Raw genomic sequence first — 22,472 nt, forward strand, 5'->3', positions numbered from 1 at the left:
TACTATTAATATTAATGTCTCAAACTATATTTTATCCATAAGATTAAATTTTTAAATAATTATTTTTTATCAACCTTTTCTACTTTATATCATTCTTTAATTAATTTCTCTAATATACCATTTTCCCCCATCATAAAGTCAGAGGAAATTGATACAAGATAATTTTTATCTTCTTTCATAAAACCTTTTACTTTACTTAAGTAAATTTAATTATATTTGTTGTTTAATTCATCACTATAATTTTTATATACACTATATATCTTTTGATACTCTTCCTTTATTATATTTTTTGAGATAAAATATCGGATATTATTTTCTATATAATACCCGATAATACTAAGTTATATTTAATTTTTACTATATTTATATCTTCATAGATATCTTTATGTCCACTAATGCCTTTAATCATTTATATTTTAATATTTCTATTCTTCATAACAAATAACAGGAGTTCCCTCATCTATATTCTCAAAAATAGTTTTTGCTAAATATGACGGAGAATTTACGCAACCATGGGTCCCATTTCCTTTATATATTTTTCCTCCAAAAGAATATCTCCAACTTGCATCATGAATCCCTATATTACCATTGAAAGGCATCCAATATGTTACTTTTGCTTCGTAATTTGTACCTCTTAAAGTTGCTTCTTTTTGCTTATAATTAAGCATATACGTTCCAAGTTTAGTTGAATATCCTTTCCCAGGATCTCCAGTTACTACATCTCCTTGAGCAATAAGTTTACCATCTTTATAAAACCATAAATGCTGACTTGTTAAATTGATTTCTACATAGGTGTCCCCTATATCATCTTCATCTCTATTTAAACCCTTTTGTGTATATATTGGCTCTTTTTCAAGTATTGCTCCAAGCTTTATATTTTCTAATAACATCCTTGTTTCTGCTACATAATTAATTTTCCAGCCATAGTATCCACCTTTAACCTCAACCATTTTTCCTGTGGAAGATTTAAAGTTTCTTGCTATTCCAACTGTATTATATTTAGCACTTAACTCTAACACATAATCTTTTACTGATTTTTCATTTATTATTACTTCTAAATTATCATCAACACTAAGCCATTCATTTATTCTACTTCCATCTAATACTTCACTTTTATCTCCAAATAAATATGTTATTTTAGTTGATACATATTTATTTAATATATCTTTTGCTATCATTGCCTTTTCAGAGTTTACTGTATACTCTGGATTTTCATAGCATAATTTCTCATTTAAATCGATCTTCACCTCTCCATTTAAAATGCTATTTTCTATAGCTTCATATAATTTCTCTTTTTTCACCTTATTACCATAAACTTCTTCAATCAATTCATATGAACCATTTGAGTATTTAAATCCTACATTCTTAGGTTCTATAATATCTTTATTTAAGCAATCTAATTCTTTAATTTTATTATTTAAATTCTCATTATTGTAATCAACTAAGTCACCTATATTATAATTTTGTTTTTTTATTAACCCCACAATCCACTTTAATGAAGCTTGTCTATCTTGAACATTAGAAATACTATTCTTTTCGTTATACTGTAATCCTATATCTTTTCCTAATATTTCTTCTATTTTTTCATCTCGCTCTATTATCTGTAGCTTATAATCATTTATTGATTTTTTCAATATATCAGGTGCCTCTTCATATGATTTTAATGATAAATTAATTCCATTTATTTCTGTATTGAAAAAGAAATGATTTGTAAAAAATATTGCTATAAGTAAGTATGTAAATATAATTGCTGTCACTATAATAATTATGTTCCCTGTAATTTTATTTTTAAAAAGCTCTTTTAGATTAATACTTTTCATTGATCCATACCTTTCATTAATAGTATTTTATTCCAACATAATTTCTAATTTATAATATGCTTGTATTTTTCATTTTAAAACTTAATATACGTTACAATAAAGATTTAATATTTAATTAAAATTTAACGATTGAATCATAGAGTTTTAGCTATTTAGCAACATAACATATAAAGAATTATATTATTTTTATTTCTAAATATACTTATTTCTTTGAAATTATATAAAATAAAACTATAAAAAGGTATGGAATTTTTTATTCCATACCTTTTGATTTTAATTTCAATTCTAATTATTATTAATTCTATCAATATATTCCTTCATTATCTTAGCAGATGAAACGAACTTGTCTTTTTCCTCTTTTGATAATTCTATATTTAATACTTTCTCTACTCCATTCTTACCTACTATTGTTGGAACACTCAAATATGTGTTGTTAACACCTAAATAATCATTTAATAAAGTAGATACTGATAATACAGTTTTTTCATCCTTTAAAAATGCTTCTACTATTCTTGTTAGAACTGCTGCAACTGAAAAGGCAGTAGCACCCTTTCTATTGATAACTTCATAAGCTGCATTTTTAACATCATCAGCAATTACTTTTTCTGTTGCTTCATCCCATTCTATTTTTAATTGTTCTGAAAAATCTTTTATTGGAATGTTTCCTATTGTTAATGATGACCATGGAACAAACTCGCTATCTCCATGTTCTCCTAAAACATATCCTTGAACAATTCTTCCATCAATACCAAAGTACTTTCCAAGTAAGCTCCTTAATCTTGTTGTGTCTAAAACTGTACCTGAACCAATAACCCTTTCTTTAGGAAATCCAGATAATTTATAAGTCATATATGCCAGTATATCCACTGGATTTGATACAACTAGTAATATTGCATTAGGACTTAATTTTGCTATTGTTGGAACAAAACTTTTAAATATTTTATAGTTTTTATCTACTAAATCCAGTCTAGTTTCTCCTGGTTTTTGTGCAACACCAGCAGTTATAATTATTATATCTGAATCTTTAGTATCTTCTAAAGCTCCTAATGTAACATTGCACGGACTATTTAAAGAACTTCCATGCATTAAATCAAGAACTTCACCTAGCGCTTTTTCTTGATTAATATCATTAATAACTATTTCTCTTGCTACTTCCTTTTGTAGTAAGGCAAAGGCAGTAGTTGCTCCAATTGAACCTGCTCCAATTATTGATATTTTACTCATATATAATACTCCTTCATCCTTTTATTTAATTTATTATTATTTATTTCTATTATATACTAATTATTAATTAATTTGTACTTCTTTTAAATAATTTTTGTTATATAACTAATATATTTATTTGAACTAATTTGATTGCTATTTATCATAATATTATAACTTGTATCTAACTTAGTGAAATCCATATTTTAGTGTGATTTATATTCCTTTTAGTAGTTTGTGTATTATATAAAAAAATAAGTCTAGTAACTTTTGTAAAGTTACTAGACTTATTAAAATTTATTTAGCTCTTATTACTTCAATTTTATATCCATCTGGATCTGTTACGAAATAATATGAAGGTTTTGTTCCAGGTAGTCCTTTAAATGGAGTTACTTCATATCCTAAAGCTATATGCTTTTCTCTCATTCCTTCTAAATCTTCAGCTTCAACTGCAATATGGCTAAAACCATTTCCTAAGTCATAAGGCTTTTCAACATCATAATTATAAGTTAATTCTATTTCATATCCGCCTTCTTTATTAGATAGATAAACAAGGCTGAATTTATGTTCTGGATATTCCTTTCTTCTTGTTTCTATTAAATCTAATGCTTCTTTATAAAACTTTAATGACTTTTCTAAGTCCTTAACTCTTATACAAGTGTGTAACATTTTAACTGACATTTTTTTGTCCTCCTATTTTTAATTTATTTAATATATATTCAATTATATTGGTGAAATTATCTTTAATCAACTAATTGTTTAATTTATAAATATTTTTAAATATTAAATATTATTTAAAGGTTTTCTTTTAATAATTTACTTTTCTTATATTTTATCATAGAATAAATTTACATAAGTATTTTTAAATAATTACCTAGTAAAGGAGTTCTTATGAAAACAAAGAAAATATTTTTATTATTGATTTCATTATTGATTACTTTTAATTTTACTTCATGCAAAAACTCAAACTCAAAAGATAATACAGCTGATAATAATTCTATTGAAGAAAATATTCAATCAGATGATCCCATAAAAGAAGAACCTAAAGTACCTACTTCTTTTGAAGCATTCGGGAAATCATATACTTCTTCTAAAGACATTAATTCAATAGAAAAAAGTACTAATATTTATGATGATCAAACATCTATTTACTATACTGCTGGTGAATACAAAGAAATAGATTTTATAAATGACTTGCTATATTCATACTTAAATGAAGATAATTCTATATATAACTATTTAATATCATATAGCAATACCAATGAAAAAGGATACGAGCCTATTTCTGAGAGCGATAAAGAAAAACTAAAAAAAGACTTATATTCATTAAGAAGCCAAATGGATCTTGCTAATGGCGAAGAAATGGTGGTTAGGTTAGATAGAGTAACCTATGAGGGCTTAGACCCTAATACAAATTCTGGACATAGTTTTAAGATAAGAGTTGCAATTTCAAGAGTAGGAGCAACAATAGTTCCTTGGAATTACTTTACTGTCACTGTTTTTGAAGATGGCAATAAACTTATGGCACATTTGTTTTAGTGAAAAGTTAATAGTGAAAGAGTGAAAAAGTTAAGGTTTTTTCTCAATTCTTTCACTTTTTTATTTTTTCACTCTTTCATTATTCTAAATATATAAGTCCATTAATATCTCATCATCATATTCATCATTAACATAAAAGAAATTCTTATGAAATCCTACTTCTTTAAATCCAAAGTTGCTATACAAATTTCTTGCTTTTGTATTATTTGCCTTTACTCCTAGGCTTATATTCTTTATTTTTTTAGTATCTTTAGCAAAGTCTATTAATATTTTCATTACTTCACTTCCGATACCAAGGTTCCAATATTCTTTTTTTACTGAAATAGCAATTTCTGCATTATGAGATATTCTTTTTCTATTTGATGTGGATACTTGTGCTACACTTACTATTTTTTTATTTATTATCCCTATTAGCATCATAGAAGTTTCTTGGTTAGCCATATTTTCTAAATGTAATTTTTCTTGATCTATACTTAAATGGAACTCATTTTCTCCAAATAGTAAATTATCACTTTCGCCGCCAACTATATTTAAATATTCAATCATCTTTTCAGCATCATTTACTTCTGCTTTTCTTAAAATTAAATTTTCCCCATTTTTTAATTTTACTTCTTTATACATAGCCATATTCTCCCTATTTTTTATTCTTTTACTTCACAATGAATATATTCTTCAACCTTATCCCAGTGAACTACAAACCCCTGTCCCTTTGAGCAGAAAATAGAACTTGATGAATATTCTATATCTGCATTTTTATCATATCCTATTTTCTCAATTACTTCTTCTGTATTATGACATACATCATATCCATCAAATATTAAACTTACACTACCTTTGCCTTTAGTAAATGTAAGTATTTCTGAGCTATAATCCATAAATGTAGCTACTGGTCCTCTTCCTGTTATAGAAACTTTATTTATTTTTGTTTCTGGAGGATCAAAACTCCCATTTAACCTTTGAATATCAGATATAACCTTCCCCATATAATCAAGCTCTACATCTATTTTAAACTTATAGAATGGTTCAAGAAGTATATTATTAGCCTTTTCTAATCCTTGTCTTATTGACCTAAATGTAGCTTCTCTAAAATCTCCACCTTCAGTATGTTTATTATGTGCCCTACCAGTTAATAATGTTATTTTCATGTCTGTAATTGGTGATCCCGTTAAAAGTCCATGATGATTTCTTTCAAAAATATGTGTTTTAATTAAGTTCTGATTTCCTGTAGTTAAATCATCAGCATGACATTTATTTTCAAAAGTTATTCCTTCTCCTCTTTTGTTTGGCTCCATTTTCAAATGAACTTCAGCATAATGCTTTAATGGTTCAAAATGTCCGTATCCATATGTCTTACTATCTATAGTTTCCTTATACATAATTTCACAAGGCCCAAATTCTATCTTTAAATTAAATCTATTTAATGCAACTTCTTTAAGTACTTCAAGTTGAATCTTACCCATAATAGAAACTTGAATTTCCTGATGTGTCTCATTCCATATTATATTTAATGCTGGATCTTCACTTTCTAATATTCTAAAATATCCCAAAACCTCTTTTACATTATAAGATTTATCAAAAATAACCTTTGACATTAGTGTTGGGATCATATTAAATTTAATGTTTTCTCTATTTTTTCCTATACCTTCCCCTGGCATTGCCTTAGTAATTCCTGTTACAGCAAAAATATCACCAGCTGATATTTTTTCAACTGTTGTAAACTTGCTACCATTATAAAATCTTATACTACTTACTTTTTCAGCTATTTCTTCATCTAATGTTTCATAAGTAACTTCATCCCTTACTTTAAGACTCCCACTAATAGCTTTTATAAAAGTGATTCTAGTTCCATTATTATCGTATCGTATTTTATGGACTCTTCCTGAAAATTCATCATCTTCATCATAATTTGTATATGTAAGTTCATTGAATATATTTAAAAAATTATCTATTCCTTCATCTTGAAGAGCACTTCCACTTAAGCATGGAAATACTTTATTTTCTTTTATGAGTTTCTTTAATTCAGTAATCCAAATAGTTTCTTCATAAGTGCCGTTAAAATATCTTTCTAAAAGATCTTCATTTCTCTCAGAAATAAATTCTATTAATTCTTCACTCATTCCATGAATAGAATCTATATGGCATATATCCTTAGTTAAATTCTCATTAATTTCTTCAAGTGTTCTTTCTAAGTCTGCTCCAGTTCTATCCATCTTATTTATAAAAATAAATGTTGGAATATTATATTTTCTAAGTAAATTCCATATTGTCTCTGTGTGTCCTTGGATACCTTCTACTCCACTAATTAATAAAATTGCATAATCTAATATACTTAATGCTCTTTCCATTTCTGTGGAAAAATCAATATGTCCTGGAGTATCTATAAGATAATAAGTGGAACTTCCAATTTGAAATGTAGCTTGTTCTGAAAAAACAGTAATTCCTCTTTCTTTTTCAATGTCATGTGTATCTAAAAATGAATTTTTATGATCTACTCTTCCTCTATTTCTTATGCTCTTTGTATGATAAAGTATTTGCTCTGAAAACGTAGTTTTACCAGCATCTACGTGAGCAAGAATTCCTATTGTCTTTTTCATTAAATCACCTTTTCTTAACTACTATATAAGTTGTAATAAAGTCTACATTTATCTTAATTATATTTATAAATTAAGATTATTTAAGTAAAGCCATTATTTTAGCAACTTATATAAAAATTTTAATAATATATGATTTCAATTTTGCTACTTTATTTATATAAGCCTATTAACTTTTTATAATATAAATCTATATTGATTAAGATAATTAATTGAAATATATATATTTTTTTATTATTAATTATATCATAGAAATATTTGAAATAACTTAAAATAGTGCTATAATGAAAAATGAAAACAATTTTAAGAAAGGGAAAGGTAATTTCAAACATGAGAATGTAATCTACTTTTATAATTTTTAATTCACAATAAAATTTAAGAGCTTTATTAGCCTTTTTTGTTGTGTAAAAATTTACGGAGAGTGGATTACTGGCTTAAGGTTTATTTGTTTTACCCTTCTATAAAGTCGTATACTCTCTCCTACATTTTAAGGAGGGATTTTTTTATGCAATTAGCATTATTAAATAAAATAAAGAAATATTATGGTGATAAATTAATATTGGATATAGACAAATTTGAAATACTAGATGGAGATAAAATAGGATTAGTTGGTGATAATGGTGCAGGAAAAACTACGCTTTTAAAAATTTTAATTGGTGATGAACCTTCTGATGAAGGAACATCTTACTTAACTAAAAGTTACTCCTATATTAATCAATTTGGTAATAGTTCAAATGAATGTTCATTTAGCAAAATCAAAAGTATTTTCAATGCTCCAACTGAATATAATGATTATCTTTCTGGTGGCGAAAAAGTCAAAATGAAAATTGCTAATGCTTTAAGTGAAAATAAGAAACTTATTATTGCTGATGAACCAACTTCAAATTTAGATAGTAATAGCGTTGAAACCCTTGAAGATATGCTAAAAAATTATTCCGGAGCTCTTCTTCTAGTTTCACATGACAGAAATCTATTAGATTCTTTATGTAATACTATTGTTGAAATTAAAGATGGAAAGATAAATATATACAATGGAAATTATTCTAAGTATATAGAACTTAAGAAAGCAGAAAAAGCAAGGGAAAATACTGAATATAATCAATATATTAATGAAAAAAGAAGACTTGAAGAAGCTATAGTATCAAAAGAAAACATAAGAGATGGTATTAGAAGAACACCTAAAAGAATGGGAAATTCAGAAGCTAGACTTCATAAAATGGGTGGTCAAAAAGGTAAAAAGAAATTAGAAAATAATATAAAAGCTATTCAAAATAGAATCGAGCAATTGGATGTAAAAGAAAAGCCTAAAGAAGATAAAGATATAAAAATCGATGTTATTGAAAATTTAGAGCTTACTTCTAAAAACCCTATTGAAGCAAAAAACTTAACCATTACTATAGGTAATAAAATTCTATTAAATGAATCTAGCTTTAAAATAAAAAAAGGTAAAAAAGTTGCTTTAATTGGGAAAAATGGAAGTGGTAAAAGTACTTTACTAAAAGAAATTATCAATAACAATAATGAAAATATAAAAGTTTCTAAAAATGCTGTTATTGGATATTTGGATCAATCTCAAGATATACTAGATCCAGATAAAACAATATTAGATAATATTAAAATTGACTCTTCTTTCAAAGAAAGTTTTATAAGAACAAATTTAGATGGCTTTGGCTTTAAGGGAGATACTGTATTTAAAAAGCTTTCATATTTAAGTGGTGGTGAAAAAGTAAGAGTTGCTATTTGTAAGCTTTTACTTTCAGATAATAATATAATAATTCTTGATGAACCAACAAACTATTTAGATATTAAATGCATGCAATCTCTTGAAAATGCTTTGAAAAATACTAATAAAACTCTTTTAATAGTGTCACACGATAGGAAATTTATTTCAAATATTTGCGATTATATATTAGAAATAGATAATAATAAAATTATTCAATTTGATGGTAGTTACGATGAATATATTAATTTTAAATCTAATCCCAAATTTGATAAAGATGAAAAGATCCTTAAAGAAAATATATTAATATTAGAAAATAAGCTTTCAGAAGTTATTTCTTTATTATCCTTTGAAAGTGATCCAAATAAAAAGACTTTATTAGATAATCAATATTTAGAATTATTAAAGCAGCTTAAGGAACTAAGAAATCAATAAAAAAGGTAGATAATTAATCTACATCAGACTGTCCCAATAAATCTATCTACTATCCCTAAATTCTTTATAGAAATAATTATTTTGCTAAAAGTATCTTTAGTAAATAAAAAAATCCAATGATTTATGATCATTGGATTTTTAATTAAGCTAAATTCAACTTTAGTGTAATGATGTGCACTACGTATTCAGAACTCTTAACTTATGTCTATTTTTATTTGTTCTATATTTTTATATATTATTAATATAAGATGTGAAATTAAAAAAATAAAACCGGCATCTTCTGGAATAAACCTCCATAAAATCACCGGTTTTTACACAGCTATTGATCACCCTCATTATTTTTTTTAATATCTAATCTCACTAATTAAGTTTATTTTTTATATAAAAATTCTTCTTTATAATTCATATCATTATACATATCACTTAATTCTTTTATAATTTCACTATTTGTATTTTTATATACGCTTTCTACAGTTTCACTATTTCTTTCTTTATTATATTTATAAATAATTATTTGATTTTTACAAAATATTATTGAAGATATAAAATGTTTATCTTTTTCGGTATTATCAATTAATCCAATTGATAACACTGCCTCTTTAGCTTTTTCATTACTTTCTGTAGCTTTTATAGATTTTAGATACTCTCCAAGTTTTTCTATATCACTCTCATCAATAACTATTTTGCTTCTTCCTATTTCATTTTTGCTACTAGATACATCAAAATTTCTAAATTCAATTTTCTTAACAGAATCCATTGAAATATCATTAAAAGGATTTATTACCATTTCATTTTGTGATTTTGTGCAACCAATCAATAGAAGTGTAGTAAAAGTTAGAAAAATAATTAAAAAGTTTAGCTTTTTCAAAATCCCCCCCCCTTGTACACTCTTTAGATTCAAATACTTTTATATTTTATATAAAAAATACTCATACTATTTTCATCGTAAAGCTCATAACCATAAACCTTTACTTACTGATGCAGTTATTTATTTTTCATTTCTATTTATAACAAGTATATTTTTCAATATACTCTAATTATCCTTTTGTTAGTATTATTAATGTGTTTATTCTTTATAAATATTTCTATATATTAATTTAACTTAAATTATTCCTTATCTTTTTTTAATGAATCTTTTAATAATTTTAAATCATAAGATTCTATTTCATCATTTAGTTTTTTATTTAAATTATTAACACCTTTAATCTTATTATTTTTTATCTTATATTGACCTTGATATAATCCTTTAATAACATATGCTTCATTTTCAATAGGACCAACATATTTCTCTAAAAACAATAATAAATTATCATTTTTGATAATTAACGACTCCTCAGCTATACCAACAGTTTGTATAATCTCAATATAATCCTTATTTAAAAAATCTCCTTTTATAGACTGATCTATCTTAAATTTTGAAATCTGAAACTTTACTCCATTAATATCTACATCTCTACTTTCTTCTACAATTCCAGAGACTATGAATTCCGAGTCCTTAGAAAGTGTTTTTAAGTCTTTTGCTTCATAATCTAACTTTACATGTGCTTTTTGTGTTACATTTATAGTATTATATAGAAATCCAATAGAAAATAAAAATGATACTATTGCCAAACCTAATATAATCTTTTTCATAATATTTATACCTCCATTATATTTACGGATATACAGAATTTACTCCATTAACATCATCTTGAGCTGGAGTTGGATTCCCTTTATATCCAGCTGATAACATTAGCGAAGTACTATCTGAAATATCATCTAATCTAAGAATGTGACCTAATTCATGAGCAATTAATTCAGCTCCATTACCACCAAATGGATAATAAGAATCATTAATTTGTATGTTAGGCGAAACATTCGCAGCCGTATAACAATATGCCATTGCATGCCACTGAGTATTCCCAAAATAAAAATCAGTTACTTTTACATATGGCGCTCTAGTTGGTGTTGAATAAGTATTAAAATATACTCTAGCAGCTGAAGAATTCCAAGCATTTTTACCAATACTTAAATTTGTACTATAATCAATATTATTCCACACAGGATATAATTGAATATCATACTGATTAGGCATATTTTTAGATCCATAAATTATTGAATACGCATATACCACATTACCAAAACTAAATAAAAATAAAAATAAAGATAAAATTGAACTTGTAAAAAATAATTTTCTTTTTTTCATAAAATCGCCTCCTTTTTAATATTATATTACCATAATATTACATTTTTGTATACGTTTTCTTTTTCTGTAGATTGAAACCTTATTTAATTAAAATAAACTGTAATATAACTAAATAATTTCGCTAAATCATATTTTCACGATAAAATAAAAAATAATGATTTTAAGCCGTTTTGAAACTATAAAAATTTAAAAAATTACATATTTCAGTTTACTATAGATAAACTTATATAAAAAAGCTATTATTTCACTCCTGTTAATGCGAAATAATAGCCTTTACTCATTGTTACCTAAATAATATTTATCTAATGCCAAAATCTCTTTTATTGATAAATTAATATCCTCTGATAGATTCTTTTCTAAATTTCTTTGTAATAAATCCTTATGTTTTAATCCATTATGTTTAAAATACTCTTTTATTAAAGGAACTCTTTTCTTTGGGTCATTCATTGCTAAATATGCTACAAACCAATCTTCCAAAGAAGTAAAATTTATTTTACTATCTTCTAATATTAAATTATCGACAATTGATTTATCATCTAAAATAAATTCATATATTTTATTGCCTTGTAAATTTATTTTAAAATTACCCATAAACTCTACCATAACTCCATCTACATTATATCCAAAGAAATTTTCCGTTTTAAATGGATCTTTTGAGTACAATTCTACTTTATTTCCTATTGTATTCATAAATTCAATTACTTTTTCACAGTCTTTTGAATTAATTAAAATATCTATGTCATTTGGTTTTTCTATTAATCCATGATATTTTAATAAGATTGAGCCTCCAATGCCCCAAGCACATCCTATTTTATTTAATCCATCTGAAATTTCACATAATAATTCTGTGTTCATACATATCTCCATTATTTTTTAACTTAAATCAAAAATGCTTTTGAATACTCTACTACACCATTAACTTCATTAAGTGCATTAGGAATTAATTCCAAAACCATATAAGCTTCATCTGGAACATCAAAAGGAGCCTTAATTCCATAATTACTTGCTTTTTTAAATCCGAACTTAGGATAATAATGTTCATGTCCTAATACTACTATTGATTTATACCCTAACTCTTTTGATTTTTCTATAGCTTCATTCACAAGCTTCTTGCCTATACCATTCTTTTGATGATTTGGCAATACTGCTAGAGGTGCAAGTGCAAGAGTTTCTACATCTTTATTTTCACTTTTTATCAAAGCTTTAGTTAAAAGAATGTGGCCAACAATTTTATTGTTAATTTCAGCTAATAAAGATAACTCTTTTATAAATTCATCGCTGTTTCTTAGCCTTTTAACTAAGTTATGCTCATCATTATCTGTAAATTCTGCACTTTTAAAGCTTTCTTCAATTACATTTTCTACTTCTTTATAATCTTTATTTACTTCTTGTCTTATAATTATCATAAAAAAATCCTCACTTAGTTAATCTTAAATCCCTCTATCATCTCTATTTCTACTCCATTTGGATCTTCTATAAATATAAATCTTTCTCCACCAGGAGTATTAATAGGCCCTCTAATAATTTTTATATTTTTTTCTTCTAGTTCTTTTATTGTATTATCTAAATCTGTAACCTCAAATCCTATAGACACTTTTGAATGACTAACTTCATCTTTTATAGATTTATTTTCATATTCTATTAATTCTAACATTGCTGAACTTTCTCCTTTAAGGAATGCTATATTAGTTCCTTCCATTGGTGAAAATTCTCGTGCAATTTTCAAATTTAATACATCCTCATAAAATTTTATTGATTCTTTTAAATTTTTCACTGTAATTGTGACAAACTTAATATTCATCATTAATTCATCTCCCTATCATATATTTATTATACTTCTAATTTCATTATTTTCTCACCATTTATATCTAATTCACCATTAAATTGAAATCCAATTTTCTCATACATCTTAATTGCTAAATCATTGGTTTCAATAAAATCTTCTTGACCCTTTTTAACTTTTAATCTTAATGCTTCATTATAATTTTTATCATTGATTTCTTTTATAACTAACTTCATACTCTTACCTCAAATGTTTTGCTATAGTTTTACTATTAAATATTATATTTAATTAAACTAATACTATGTTTAAATACTATTATAGTCTATAGCTTTTTATTTAAATATCTTTTTTTATATCTAATCCTTGCATATTTGCTAACTTTATTAATAACTTGATAATTAGTTATACTTCCTAAGACACCGACAATAGGTAACCCTTGAATAAATTTAGCCATTAACAGACTTTCTGATAGTACTTGTGATGTACTTTTAATTTCTAAATTTATATCTTTATTTATGTCTATATTTGAATCTATTTTATATTCAATTTCATTTAACTTTTCATTAAATATTACTTTTTCTTCACTATTTGTTAAAGCAACATTTATTAAATTTAATATATAAATCTTTTCTTCTTCACTTTCATAATCAAATCCATAACTTAATGCAATCTCGTAAATTGTTTTTAATATCATTGCAATAAATAATGGTATATCAGGTAACCCTATCCCTAATACCCCAAGACCAGCTCCCTCTATTGTAGAGATAGTTGAATTTATAATCTTACTTTTCTTTCCTTGAGAATCCATTACTTTTAGACTTTTTCTAGTAACCTTTTTATCTAATGAATAATTATTTACATCATGTTCTAGTTGAATTTGATCTTTATCATATAGCTTTTCTATATACTTACTACCCTTTTCTAAAACTAATTTAAATCCATTATAAAAAGCACTTTCTAATGTATCTTTAAGCTTTTGTGGTATTTTTTCTTCTATCTTATCTGAAATAGGCGCCACTTTACTCTTAATAAATTTATTTTCCTTTTTATTAAGCATTTTATTTTCTTTTTTATTTAGCTTATTTATTTCTCTATTTATTATCTTTTTCATTTATAATCACTACCTTTAAGATATTTTTAATCTTAGTATTATTATATACCTTTTTAGTAGGATTATAGAATATTTATTACAATAACTTAACCAATAACAAATTATAAATATATAATTTTTTTACTCCATCTCATCTCTTAAAACTAAGTAAAACTTATATATCTAATTTTACAAATAAGAAAACTCCCATTTTAAAATTATAATATTAAAATGAGAGTCATAAAAAATACTTACCAAATAATTTTTGAATACATATTCTATATTTCTAATTAATATTCATAGTGTATAGCTTCTTTATACTCATTATATATTTTTTTATTCAAGTCATCGCCTCCATCAATATTAGCACTATAAAATATAGGAGGTTTATTTATTCCCACATTAACTAATTGTTGTGTGACTTCTGCTATTATAGAATTCATAATAGTAGCTGCTATTACTGTAGATGTAGGACTAACCTTTTGTTCTAACCCTTCTAATTCAATACAAGCATCACCTATATCACCATGATTATCTATAACAATATCACTTATCTCATATAAGTTTTTCCCACAAGGATGCCTTGATGTAACAGTCTTTGAATACTTTAAGTTTGTTATGCAAATAACTGATACATTTCTTTTTTTTGCTTCTAATGCTATTTCAATTGATACTGGATTTCTTCCTGAAACGGAATGAACTATTAATATATCTCCTTCCTTCATTGGAACTTTTTCTAAAATTGTTTTCCCATATCCAACTAATCTTTCCATACTACTAGTTAAAGAAATTGGAGATGTATCTAACATTAATGATTTAGCAAAAATCGGGTTAATTACAACTAATCCTCCCGCTCTATAATATAGCTCTTCACTAATAATTCCTGCATGTGATGCTCCAAATACAAATATAGATTTTTTATTTAAAATAGCATCAACAAATAAATCTACAGTTTTATTCATTACAACTTTTTCTTCGTTTTCAACTTCATCTATTAGCTCTTTAATTTTCTCGAAATATTTAAATCTCATAAAATCCTCCTAAAAATAATAATTTTTTCATATACTATATTTAGATATTTTTTGGTTTTAGCTATGATCTTTATCATATTTATTTCATTTTTGTTTAGCTATTTATAACAAAACATTTTAGTCTACTACTTCCAATAGATAAACTTACTTCATTACTATCTACACTTATTTCTTCTTTATTCCAGTCTATATCATAAACTTCAATATTTTTTATCTTTTTACTAAATTTTAAATTTAATATCGAATTATCAATCTTATTCCAGTTTCCAGCTATAAAAACATATTTGTTTTCTGATAATTTATAACCAGCTGCTTCACACTCTTCACTAATGAATTCGATATATTTATTGTCAATAAAATCAGACTTGCTTACATATTCTTGTATGTTCTTTCTAAAATTTAGTGCTTTTTTAGCATAGTTATGAATTTCTCCAGCCTTTTCTGTTAATCTGGTTGTTATTCCCATCCATAATATATTTCCTAAAACTATAGCTCTTTGCATATCTTTAAAGAAATACTTATATCTTTTCTCATCATCTTGTTCCCATCCTCTAGGATTAACCATATTTACTTGAACAAATTCAGGGAATGTATATTTAAATACATTATAAAACTCATCATAGTCAGCACCATTCCATGTTAAATTTCCCCATGTATAACTTCCATAAATATCTCCACAATTTTCTGTCATTATATATGATTTTGGATTATGTTTTCTTAACCTTTCCAACAATTCCCTCAAAACATAAATATATCCATTGTTAAAATCGCCAATATCTTCATGACTATGATCTTTATTATAACAAGGTAAAGGTTCAGCTGAAGCAAGTTGATCAAGATAAATTCCATCACATCCATAAGCTTTAGCTGTAAATTCAGCAGTATCTAATAGAAAATCTCTCCATAGCTTATCTGCTGGACAGTTTACTGTAAATTTAGCTGGGCCATATGTTTCATAAACCATTTCTCCATTTTCATTTAAAACAGCCATTTTTTTACCAACAGTTTCATGGAAATTTGATTCAACATCAAAAATTCTAGCATTTATATACAATGTAGATTGTCCACCATTGTTTCTTACATATTCAAGTCCTCTTCTAAACTCCATAGCTGATCCTAGTTCCATATCTGGATAATATTCAGGATAATATGAATCAAATCCTGTTCTATTCCAGCTAGCTAAAAACATATGGTTAACTCCAAGTTCCTTACCTTTTTCATATAAATGTGGAATTTTATCAAATGTATTTTCTATTTTTCCATTTCTTTTAAAGTTATAACATTGATTTAAAGCATATTGCTCCTTTAAGTAATCTGGATTATGATCAAAATCTAAATATTTGCCTATATATTGTCTATATATTTTTGAGCCATAATGCCAATCTTTATCTGTAATTGCAATAACATAATCTCCTGTATTATACTTTTGTCCATTAGTTATTCTTTTATATTTTCTAAATCCAAAACCCATCCACGGATTACTTTCTTGTCCACTTGTTTCAGCAATTACTCCTGTTACAGGGAATCTTTCATCATGACTACCTATATATAGTCCATTATTGTCATCATAATAATACATCCAACTCATTGAAGCTAATCCGCAGTAATTTATCTCTCTCCTATAAATATCTTCGAATTTTACGCTACTAGCTCTCCAAAAATCTTTTTTATTTTTTCCGTACCCTATTACAGGATTTATTGTTTTTTCACCTGCATGATGAGGATAAATAATCACATCATCTTCATGACTGTCTCCAAGATATATTCCTGATATACGTGGCATTAAAACTTCAGTTATTTCTATACTTTCATCTAAATTTTCAATATCTGCATTAATAATAATTTTATCCTCAATTGACTTGATATATATATTGCAGATTATGTTTTTATTAGAAAACTTTTTAATTGTTATCACTAATTCATTTTCATTTTCTGATACTTCAATTTTTTCTGGAATTAATTTAATCTTATTTTTATTACTTATCCCATATAATTCTATAATAGATTGTTTTATATCCTTTTTTATATATTCATCTCCAGTAATAGAGTTCTTAATACTAATAAAATTATTAATTTCACTTGAATATTCACAAATAAACGTATTTCCTCTTAGCTTCATAATACACCTCTCATTTTAATATCCGTACTTTGTATAATTATCAATTGCTTTTCCATTTATTTCTGATGCATTTTCCATGTGATTTGATATATATACACTTGGTTTGAGACCTTTTTCTATAAGCTTTTCTACTACAGTGCTTTGTATAGCCCACATTATATAACTTGCTGAAATCCCACTTGCTGGACAAATCTTTTGTCCTAACCCATCAACATTTACTAATGTATCCCCATAATTACTACAATTATCTAAATAATATTTACATGCTTCAAATAGTCTTAATCCACTTGGATGATCTGATTTAAGCTTATTAGAATATTCCACTGTAGTTATGGCTATAGTTAAACATCCTAAATCATTTCCCTTAATTGCTAAATCTACAGGAAAATATTTGTATCCTGACACTGAACCTATCATTATAATATCTCCTGCTAATATATTAGATCTTCCAATTACGAAATCTGCAAATCCTGGGATACTATCATATCCCACTGCTCCTTTTGAAACAGATGGCCTATATCTTACAGGATTTTCAATTTCACATGTTATCTTTATAGGTTGAAGTGCCATCATACCTCCGGTACGACCTACACCTTCAAACATAAGCATATGACCTGTATCCATTATATGCCAAGCTGCTCCCTTTTCTAACCTATCTGCTATTTCCTCAGATATTTTTATTATTTTTTCTTTTTGTGTATCTTCTATTTTTACTAATACCTTTTTCATTTCCTCAAAATACTTATCCATTAACATAACTTTAGTCCCTCCTGTATTTAGATAAATTATTTAATACCTCTTTATCTCTCTCAATATCTATATTAGCTTCTTTCAATAAAACATATAGAGTTGCTCCTATTAAAGGATCATATTTAGGATTTTCATAATATAAATTTTTACATTTTACTGATAGTTCTTCTTTAAAAATATTTATAAATAAATCCCCAATATTAGTAACTCCTCCAATTAATGAAACTGGTAACTTTTCATAGTTTAATTTCCTATTTAATGTTATAACTAATTCTACTAATTCCTTTGCCGCTCTTCTTAAAATATCAATTGCATCTTTATCATTTTCCTTTGCTGCTTCAGCCACAATTTTAGAAATCTTAGCAATATCTTCTCGTCCAAAATCACTAGAATATACTATTTCTCTTATTTTATACTCATCTTCAATTCCAAACTTTTCTAGAAATATTTTTCTTAATTTGCTATCTTTTATATCGTTATCATAAAAATATGCAAGCTTTTCAAGGCACATAATTCCAATATGGTATCCACTACCCTTATCTCCAATTAACGGACCCCATCCACCACTAACTACTTTTCTATTGTCTTTTGATATTCCTACAGCAAAGGATCCTGTGCCACTTAAAACTACAATTCCATATGATTTTCCCATAGCTCCAAAAAAAGCATTATTAACATCCGATAAACATTTGATATTTTTCATACTAATCCTTTTTTTGATTTTGTGGATACAATTTTCAAAACCTGGTATAAATAAGCATACTAGCTCTAAATCTTTAATTGATAATCTTGCTTTTTCTATACATTCGTTTATTCCTTCAATAACATTATTAATAGCTTTTTCTTCATCTATAAATAAAGCATTAGTTCCTGCATTTTTGTAATAGCTTAATATTTCTGCTTTTTCATTAAATATAAGAAAATCTGTTTTTGTTCCACCACCATCACAAACTAAAAAATTTCTCATATTACTCTCCCTAACCTTAAATATTAAATTTGGGAGGCCTATAGGCATCCCAAATTTTAATTTTTATTCTTTACTCAATATTTCTTTTCCTTGATTATCTACTCTTTGTGCAAATTCATCAGGAGTAATAGCACCTGCCCAAAGAGATTCACATTCTTTTACAAACATATTTTGAAACTCTGCTCCATTTAAGTTAACTGGATATGGAACAGCAGTTTCTAAAGCATCTACAAAATACTTATTAAAACTATTTTCACTTACAAATTTTGATGTATCAACCTTATTTGAAGCTGGCAAACCAAATTTCATATCTAAAGCAATTTGTTGTCCTTCTTTTCCTGATAAGAATTCAACTACACGCCAAGATAATTCTGGATTTTCTGCTCCTTTTGGTATAGTCCATGTATTTACGAATGAAGATGATTTACTAACACCATTTACTGAAGGAATTGGTAAAACTGTATATTCACTTTTATTCGCATCCAAAGTTGATATTGTTGAAAGTGAACCTATTTGCATTGCTACTTTATTAGCCATAAAAGCTGAATATTCATTATCACCAAATTGAGTTGCTTGTGCATTTGTTGGTACTACTTTATGAGTATTTGTTAAATCATACATAAATTGTACTGCTTTTTTTGTATTTTCATCAGTTGCTAGTACACTTGATTTTCCATCTTCTGAATATAAATTTCCTCCGAAAGCAGCTATATGAGCATATGTCTGATCTGTGAAGTTTTTCCAGTAATATCCCCATTGAGCATCTGCACCTGCCCCTTTAGTAAGTTGTTTTGCAATTTCTACAAACTCATCCATTGTCCATGTATCACTTGGAATTTCAATTCCTGCCTCTTTAAACATTTTTGTATTTATATACATAACCTTAGGAGTAACATCACGGCCAGCTGCATACATTTTTCCATCAACAGTTAAAGCATTCTTAACAACTGGATATAAAGAATCCTTATATTCTTGATTTGCTAAATCATCTAATGGCATAATCATATTCTTTTTTGCGTAACGTGGTACTTGGTCCATAGCAAGCATCATTACATCTGGTGTTTCTCCTCCAGCTAATTTAGTAATCATAGTATCTGCATAACCATCACCAGAAACTGTTATAAAATCAAGCTTAATATCTGGATTCTTACTTTCAAAATCCTCTTTCATCTTTTGTAAATGTGCAAATTTAGTTATATCCCACCAAGTATAAACTTTTAATGTCTTCGGTTCACCTGAATTAGCATTCTCCTTTTCATTGTTAGAGCCACAACTTACAAGACCAATAACCATCATTAATGATAATAAAACTCCTAATGATTTTTTTAATATTTTGTTCATAATGATCCCCCTTATTATAAATTTATATATTCAAAGAGTAATATTAATTTCTCTTTGCTTACTAAGTAATATATTTATTTTCCACCAAATCCTGAGTTCATTGTTGAAGCCATAAAGTATTTTTGGAACATTAAGAATATGATTACAATAGGTATTATACTAAGAGTTGCCCCCGCTAATAATACTGCCCAGTTAGGTTCACTTCCCTTAAGATATTTTAACCCTACTGTAAGAGGCAATTTATCATAATCATTTATAACTAACATTGGCCATAAAAATGAATTCCACACATTTCTAAAAGATAAAATTGCTGTTGTTGCTATAGCTGGTTTTGCATTGGGTAGCACTATCTTAAAAAACACACCAATTTTAGAACATCCATCTACTATTGCAGCATTTTCTAAGTCCTTTGGAATACTCAAAAAATATTGCCTAAAAAAGAATATATTAAATGCATTTGAAGCAGTAAACATACTTGATAAGAACAAAGCAGTAAAACTATTATATAAATTCATATCCACAATTATTTTATAATTAGGTATAAGAGTAACATGACTTGGTATCATCATCGTTGCTATAAAAGCAAAGAATAATACATTTCTACCTTTAAACTCTATTCTTGTAACTGCATAAGCTGCTAAAGATGCTACTATTATCATAGCTATTGGTATCGTAATAGATAAAAATATTGAATTAAAAAGCATCTTATTAAATGGTAAAACTTCCATTAATCTTTTATAATTTTGTAATGTAAATTCAGTTGGTATTAGGTTTAAAGGATTTCCTGAATATAGCTGTTCAACAGGCTTAAAAGAAGACATAACTGCCCATAAAAATGGATAAATCATTATTATGCTTAATATAATCATAAAAATGTGATATGTTGTATTCCCTATAAATTTACCTTTACTTTTAGATATCTTCACCTTATTCTCCCCCCTGTTCATTTCTAAATCTATATTGAATTAATGTTATTATCATAATAACTACGAAGAAAATCCAAGCTATAGCTGATGCATATCCCATATTATAATTTCCAAACCCTTGCTCATATATATAGTACATAATTGTACTAGTTGAACCTAAAGGTCCTCCATTCGTCATTATAAAAATTGATTCAAACATATTAAATGCTTCAATAACTAGTAAAATAATAACTACAAATGTTGTATTAGATAACATTGGTAATGTTATTTTAAAGAAACTTTGAATCTTATTAGCACCATCTACTTGTGCTGATTCATACAAGCTTTCTGGGATTGTCTGTAAACCAGCTAAAAACATTATCATATAATAACCACTCATCTGCCATACACGCATAATAACTAGCGCCATCTTACTTGTATCTGGACTATTCAACCACATAGGTGGGTTATTAAATCCTATTGCTGTAAGCATATTATTTATTAATCCCATATCAGGATTAAATATCCACAACCAAACCATACTAACAGCAATTGTAGACGTTATACTTGGAAGAAATAATGCCACTCTATATGCCTTGGTAATCTTTCCTGCTTTTTTATTTATAAGCAAAGCAAGAAATAATGATATAGCTAATACTATTGGCACTAAAAGCACCACAAAATATAATGTATTTCCAAAAAATTTATAAAAAGATTCATCTTTTGTGAAAGCTCTTATATAATTTTCTAATCCTATAAACTTAGGTTTAGTCATAAGATCATAATCAGTTAATGATAAATATAATGAATATATTATCGATCCAAAAGTAAATATTGAAAATCCTATTAAAGCTGGTGATAAAAATAACCATCCTGTTAAAGCCTCTTTTGTTTTTAAGGACATTCTTTTATCTTTATTTAAATTATATTTCGAACCTAACTCCATCCTCATTTCCTTAACACCCCTTTAAGTTGAACTATTAAAGTTAAACT

At 26.3% G+C, this 22,472-nt stretch carries 22 protein-coding genes; 2 read left to right on the plus strand and 20 right to left on the minus strand.

All coding sequences use genetic code 11. The features are described 5' to 3' along the window. Positions 1 to 425: 425 nt before the first annotated feature. The 3 genes from CSBG_RS11915 to CSBG_RS11925 all read right to left on the minus strand — a co-directional run bounded on the left by CSBG_RS11915 (position 426) and on the right by CSBG_RS11925 (position 3,704). Positions 426 to 1,820: a L,D-transpeptidase family protein gene (locus CSBG_RS11915; protein WP_008679815.1), complete on the minus strand. Its 1,395-nt coding sequence runs from the start codon at positions 1,818 to 1,820 to the stop codon at positions 426 to 428. Positions 1,821 to 2,105: 285 nt separating this feature from the next. After that, a complete protein-coding gene (locus tag CSBG_RS11920; RefSeq protein ID WP_008679818.1) occupies positions 2,106 to 3,044 on the minus strand; it encodes an L-lactate dehydrogenase in 939 nt (312 codons plus the stop codon). Between the two features lie 276 nt (positions 3,045 to 3,320). After that, entirely contained in the window at positions 3,321 to 3,704 is a 384-nt protein-coding gene (locus tag CSBG_RS11925; RefSeq protein WP_008679820.1) for a VOC family protein, read from the minus strand. 210 nt (positions 3,705 to 3,914) lie between these two features. On the opposite strand from CSBG_RS11925, the gene CSBG_RS11930 reads away from it, so the two are divergent. Next, on the plus strand, positions 3,915 to 4,562 hold the full coding sequence (locus tag CSBG_RS11930) for a hypothetical protein (protein WP_008679821.1): 648 nt from the start codon (positions 3,915 to 3,917) through the stop codon (positions 4,560 to 4,562). Positions 4,563 to 4,646: 84 nt separating this feature from the next. Here CSBG_RS11930 and CSBG_RS11935 read toward each other — a convergent pair whose 3' ends face one another. Both CSBG_RS11935 and CSBG_RS11940 read right to left on the minus strand, forming a co-directional pair. Next, positions 4,647 to 5,183, minus strand: a complete 537-nt coding sequence (locus tag CSBG_RS11935) for a GNAT family protein (RefSeq protein ID WP_008679823.1) — start codon at positions 5,181 to 5,183, stop codon at positions 4,647 to 4,649. Between the two features lie 20 nt (positions 5,184 to 5,203). Beyond that, positions 5,204 to 7,156 carry a TetM/TetW/TetO/TetS family tetracycline resistance ribosomal protection protein gene (locus CSBG_RS11940; RefSeq protein ID WP_008679825.1) on the minus strand — a complete coding sequence of 651 codons (1,953 nt, stop codon included), beginning with the start codon at positions 7,154 to 7,156 and terminating at the stop codon, positions 5,204 to 5,206. A gap of 502 nt (positions 7,157 to 7,658) precedes the next feature. Between CSBG_RS11940 and cplR the strand changes: the two genes are divergently transcribed. Then, the gene (gene cplR / locus CSBG_RS11945; protein ID WP_008679827.1) at positions 7,659 to 9,308 is read left to right on the plus strand and encodes an ABC-F type ribosomal protection protein CplR; all 1,650 of its coding nucleotides are present in this window, start codon (positions 7,659 to 7,661) and stop codon (positions 9,306 to 9,308) included. 370 nt (positions 9,309 to 9,678) lie between these two features. Here cplR and CSBG_RS11950 read toward each other — a convergent pair whose 3' ends face one another. From CSBG_RS11950 to CSBG_RS12020, 15 genes are all read right to left on the minus strand, one after another. Then, positions 9,679 to 10,176, minus strand: coding sequence for a hypothetical protein (locus CSBG_RS11950; protein ID WP_008679829.1), 498 nt, complete (start codon positions 10,174 to 10,176; stop codon positions 9,679 to 9,681). 239 nt (positions 10,177 to 10,415) lie between these two features. Next, the gene (locus CSBG_RS11955; protein WP_008679831.1) at positions 10,416 to 10,940 is read right to left on the minus strand and encodes a hypothetical protein; all 525 of its coding nucleotides are present in this window, start codon (positions 10,938 to 10,940) and stop codon (positions 10,416 to 10,418) included. A gap of 22 nt (positions 10,941 to 10,962) precedes the next feature. Further along, a complete protein-coding gene (locus CSBG_RS11960; RefSeq protein WP_008679833.1) occupies positions 10,963 to 11,493 on the minus strand; it encodes a hypothetical protein in 531 nt (176 codons plus the stop codon). A 273-nt stretch (positions 11,494 to 11,766) separates the two neighbouring features. Next, positions 11,767 to 12,348, minus strand: coding sequence for a hypothetical protein (locus CSBG_RS11965; RefSeq protein ID WP_008679835.1), 582 nt, complete (start codon positions 12,346 to 12,348; stop codon positions 11,767 to 11,769). Between the two features lie 23 nt (positions 12,349 to 12,371). Beyond that, entirely contained in the window at positions 12,372 to 12,899 is a 528-nt protein-coding gene (locus tag CSBG_RS11970; protein ID WP_008679836.1) for an N-acetyltransferase, read from the minus strand. A 14-nt stretch (positions 12,900 to 12,913) separates the two neighbouring features. After that, the gene (locus CSBG_RS11975) at positions 12,914 to 13,297 is read right to left on the minus strand and encodes a VOC family protein (RefSeq protein ID WP_008679838.1); all 384 of its coding nucleotides are present in this window, start codon (positions 13,295 to 13,297) and stop codon (positions 12,914 to 12,916) included. Positions 13,298 to 13,323: 26 nt separating this feature from the next. Further along, a complete protein-coding gene (locus CSBG_RS11980) occupies positions 13,324 to 13,512 on the minus strand; it encodes a hypothetical protein (protein ID WP_008679840.1) in 189 nt (62 codons plus the stop codon). 86 nt (positions 13,513 to 13,598) lie between these two features. Beyond that, positions 13,599 to 14,387, minus strand: a complete 789-nt coding sequence (locus tag CSBG_RS11985) for an EcsC family protein (protein ID WP_008679843.1) — start codon at positions 14,385 to 14,387, stop codon at positions 13,599 to 13,601. A 269-nt stretch (positions 14,388 to 14,656) separates the two neighbouring features. After that, positions 14,657 to 15,397 carry an SIS domain-containing protein gene (locus tag CSBG_RS11990; protein ID WP_008679845.1) on the minus strand — a complete coding sequence of 247 codons (741 nt, stop codon included), beginning with the start codon at positions 15,395 to 15,397 and terminating at the stop codon, positions 14,657 to 14,659. A gap of 94 nt (positions 15,398 to 15,491) precedes the next feature. After that, on the minus strand, positions 15,492 to 17,516 hold the full coding sequence (locus CSBG_RS11995; RefSeq protein WP_008679846.1) for a DUF6259 domain-containing protein: 2,025 nt from the start codon (positions 17,514 to 17,516) through the stop codon (positions 15,492 to 15,494). 15 nt (positions 17,517 to 17,531) lie between these two features. Next, complete coding sequence (locus CSBG_RS12000) at positions 17,532 to 18,272, minus strand: sugar isomerase domain-containing protein (protein ID WP_008679847.1); 741 nt, start codon at positions 18,270 to 18,272, stop codon at positions 17,532 to 17,534. Positions 18,273 to 18,276: 4 nt separating this feature from the next. Beyond that, positions 18,277 to 19,233, minus strand: coding sequence for a BadF/BadG/BcrA/BcrD ATPase family protein (locus CSBG_RS12005; RefSeq protein ID WP_008679850.1), 957 nt, complete (start codon positions 19,231 to 19,233; stop codon positions 18,277 to 18,279). Between the two features lie 63 nt (positions 19,234 to 19,296). Next, on the minus strand, positions 19,297 to 20,574 hold the full coding sequence (locus CSBG_RS12010) for a sugar ABC transporter substrate-binding protein (protein ID WP_008679851.1): 1,278 nt from the start codon (positions 20,572 to 20,574) through the stop codon (positions 19,297 to 19,299). Between the two features lie 74 nt (positions 20,575 to 20,648). Next, positions 20,649 to 21,500: a carbohydrate ABC transporter permease gene (locus CSBG_RS12015; RefSeq protein ID WP_008679855.1), complete on the minus strand. Its 852-nt coding sequence runs from the start codon at positions 21,498 to 21,500 to the stop codon at positions 20,649 to 20,651. A 1-nt stretch (position 21,501) separates the two neighbouring features. Next, positions 21,502 to 22,431, minus strand: a complete 930-nt coding sequence (locus tag CSBG_RS12020; RefSeq protein ID WP_235840808.1) for a sugar ABC transporter permease — start codon at positions 22,429 to 22,431, stop codon at positions 21,502 to 21,504. Positions 22,432 to 22,472: the final 41 nt, after the last annotated feature.

The organism is Clostridium sp. 7_2_43FAA, assembly GCF_000158375.2.
In the GTDB taxonomy this organism is placed as follows: Bacteria; Bacillota; Clostridia; order Clostridiales; family Clostridiaceae; genus Clostridium; species Clostridium tertium.

Coding starts and splice junctions, on each gene's coding strand:
- CSBG_RS12005 (WP_008679850.1), bottom strand. CDS start 19,233: ATGAGAAATTTTTTAGTTTGTGATGGTGGTGGAACAAAAACAGATTTT.
- cplR (WP_008679827.1), top strand. CDS start 7,659: ATGCAATTAGCATTATTAAATAAAATAAAGAAATATTATGGTGATAAA.
- CSBG_RS11925 (WP_008679820.1), bottom strand. CDS start 3,704: ATGTCAGTTAAAATGTTACACACTTGTATAAGAGTTAAGGACTTAGAA.
- CSBG_RS11975 (WP_008679838.1), bottom strand. CDS start 13,297: ATGATGAATATTAAGTTTGTCACAATTACAGTGAAAAATTTAAAAGAA.
- CSBG_RS12020 (WP_235840808.1), bottom strand. CDS start 22,431: ATGAGGATGGAGTTAGGTTCGAAATATAATTTAAATAAAGATAAAAGA.
- CSBG_RS11920 (WP_008679818.1), bottom strand. CDS start 3,044: ATGAGTAAAATATCAATAATTGGAGCAGGTTCAATTGGAGCAACTACT.
- CSBG_RS11930 (WP_008679821.1), top strand. CDS start 3,915: ATGAAAACAAAGAAAATATTTTTATTATTGATTTCATTATTGATTACT.
- CSBG_RS11985 (WP_008679843.1), bottom strand. CDS start 14,387: ATGAAAAAGATAATAAATAGAGAAATAAATAAGCTAAATAAAAAAGAA.
- CSBG_RS11935 (WP_008679823.1), bottom strand. CDS start 5,183: ATGTATAAAGAAGTAAAATTAAAAAATGGGGAAAATTTAATTTTAAGA.
- CSBG_RS11965 (WP_008679835.1), bottom strand. CDS start 12,348: ATGAACACAGAATTATTATGTGAAATTTCAGATGGATTAAATAAAATA.
- CSBG_RS12000 (WP_008679847.1), bottom strand. CDS start 18,272: ATGTTAATGGATAAGTATTTTGAGGAAATGAAAAAGGTATTAGTAAAA.
- CSBG_RS11990 (WP_008679845.1), bottom strand. CDS start 15,397: ATGAGATTTAAATATTTCGAGAAAATTAAAGAGCTAATAGATGAAGTT.
- CSBG_RS11955 (WP_008679831.1), bottom strand. CDS start 10,940: ATGAAAAAGATTATATTAGGTTTGGCAATAGTATCATTTTTATTTTCT.
- CSBG_RS11915 (WP_008679815.1), bottom strand. CDS start 1,820: ATGAAAAGTATTAATCTAAAAGAGCTTTTTAAAAATAAAATTACAGGG.
- CSBG_RS11940 (WP_008679825.1), bottom strand. CDS start 7,156: ATGAAAAAGACAATAGGAATTCTTGCTCACGTAGATGCTGGTAAAACT.
- CSBG_RS11980 (WP_008679840.1), bottom strand. CDS start 13,512: ATGAAGTTAGTTATAAAAGAAATCAATGATAAAAATTATAATGAAGCA.
- CSBG_RS11995 (WP_008679846.1), bottom strand. CDS start 17,516: ATGAAGCTAAGAGGAAATACGTTTATTTGTGAATATTCAAGTGAAATT.
- CSBG_RS11970 (WP_008679836.1), bottom strand. CDS start 12,899: ATGATAATTATAAGACAAGAAGTAAATAAAGATTATAAAGAAGTAGAA.
- CSBG_RS12010 (WP_008679851.1), bottom strand. CDS start 20,574: ATGAACAAAATATTAAAAAAATCATTAGGAGTTTTATTATCATTAATG.
- CSBG_RS11960 (WP_008679833.1), bottom strand. CDS start 11,493: ATGAAAAAAAGAAAATTATTTTTTACAAGTTCAATTTTATCTTTATTT.